At 67.3% G+C, this 1,727-nt stretch carries 1 protein-coding gene; it reads left to right on the top strand.

The window, feature by feature from the left end; genetic code table 11:
• The first annotated feature begins 819 nt into the window (after window positions 1-819).
• On the top strand, window positions 820-1,446 hold the full coding sequence (locus tag QSK21_RS35775; protein WP_285702200.1) for a LysE family translocator: 627 nt from the start codon (window positions 820-822) through the stop codon (window positions 1,444-1,446).
• The last annotated feature ends 281 nt before the right edge of the window (window positions 1,447-1,727 follow it).

Raw genomic sequence — 1,727 nt, 5'->3', positions numbered from 1 at the left:
GCCAGCTGCGGCCGGGTCAACGGCGGGACGACCTCTTCGTGGTTGTCAGACTCGGCGTTGGGGGGCATGCCGCGATACTTACAAACCCGACGTCTCCACACCCACAGAACTAACGAAAAGCTCAGTAAGGAGCGTTCCATGACAAGGTGTGGCCGCCCCGACACTGCCGCAAGACGAAGACAGCTCTCTGCGAGGTGAGCGGTGCTCGTCCACGGGTCGCCGCCTTCTCGCGCTCGTCCACCGGATGCGAGAGGTACGGAGGCGCTGAGCTTCGGCGCATGACACGCCACCGCTATCTCCCCTCGAAACAGGACCTAGGTCGGCCAAGTCTCGGCCTGCGCGGGGCAAGTCGATGCTGGTGAGGTCCTGGTCGGACGGCGTCGCGCCGGTGTCCGGTTCGAAGGGTGAGAGCCCCAGGATGGCGTTCCAGTCCCCAATGGTCTGTGACTCTTCGAGGGCTCTCGAGGTGCGGGGCCGAGACCGGCTTGGTCTGGTGCTTCCTGCGCGCCGCGGCCTTCGCCTCCTGCCGTTGCAGGCCGGCCGCCAGGAATCGATGCTCCAGCGAGGCCTCGGACCGCCCGTTGATCCAGTCCAGGGCCACCGCCAGCTGCGTGCCCCGGTACAGCAGCGCCCTGGGACGCGCTCTGACCCCGTCGCTACCGGACCTCGCCTGACAAGGGTTGCGGCCCCTACTTATAACAATTGAACAGTTCACTCATCAGCAGGTCTCATACCTGATGAGGGCGATTTGAGCGGCGGCCGGCCACCTGCTTCCGCTTTCATGGGTAGTGGCGGCGCGTGATGGGCGGGGGAATGGCGATGGTCACACAGCTCTTGGGCTTCATCGGTGTCTCTCTCGCGGTGATCTGCACTCCGGGCCCCGACACCGCCCTCACCGTCCGCAACGCGCTGGCCGACGGCAGGCGCGGCGGCATCTGGACGGCCGCCGGCATCTCGCTGGGGCAGTGCGTCTGGACGATCGCCGCGAGCGTCGGTATCGCCGGCCTCGTCTACGCCTCCGAACCGGCGTTCGTCGTCCTCAAATACCTGGGCGCCGCATACCTGATGTACCTGGGCGTCCAGTCGCTGCGGGCCGCCTGGCGCGGAGGCGAGGACGTGCCCGACACGTCGAAGAGCGCCGTCGTGACGCCGCTCCGGGCGCTGTCACAGGGCCTGATCAATGATCTGGCCAACCCGAAGATGGCGGCCTTCTTCATGAGCCTCTTGCCGCAGTTCGCCCCCGGCGATGGCGGTGCCCTGCCCGTCATGCTGGTCCTCGGGCTGGTGTTCTGCCTGCTCACCTTCGCCTGGCTCGTCCTCTACAGCGTGGTGATCGACAAGGCGCGCACACTGATCATCCGTGCCTGGTTCCGCAGAGGCATGGACATGGTGGCGGGGGGAGTCCTGGTCGCCTTCGGTGCCCGCCTGGCCTTGGCCGACCGCTGACACGGCCGACCTCGCGAAGGGCGTCCAGCATCCCTGCCACAGCGGGCATGCGGAAGGGCATCGAGGACGACACCCGTACAGCCGTCGCCGTGGCAAGGAGGGGCACAGCGTCACGGAGGTCGCACGGCGGCCTTCTCCGTCTCCGGTTCGGTCACTAGGAGCCCACTGAATAAGGCGTGGTTGGGGCGGGAAGGGCGCCGACAAGGCCGTCTGAGCGGCGGTTCAGGTCAGACCTCGAAGGGCCGACACGTGGTCGCCCTTCCCGCGTGGTCCAGCTTGGC

This window comes from Actinomadura sp. NBRC 104412 (assembly GCF_030269515.1).
In the GTDB taxonomy this organism is placed as follows: Bacteria; Actinomycetota; Actinomycetes; order Streptosporangiales; family Streptosporangiaceae; genus Spirillospora.
This window is presented reverse-complemented; position numbering and strand designations above follow the sequence as displayed.

What these genes read in the sequence shown, in the direction of transcription:
- QSK21_RS35775 (WP_285702200.1), top strand. Translation starts at nt 820, where the DNA reads ATGGTCACACAGCTCTTGGGCTTCATCGGTGTCTCTCTCGCGGTGATC.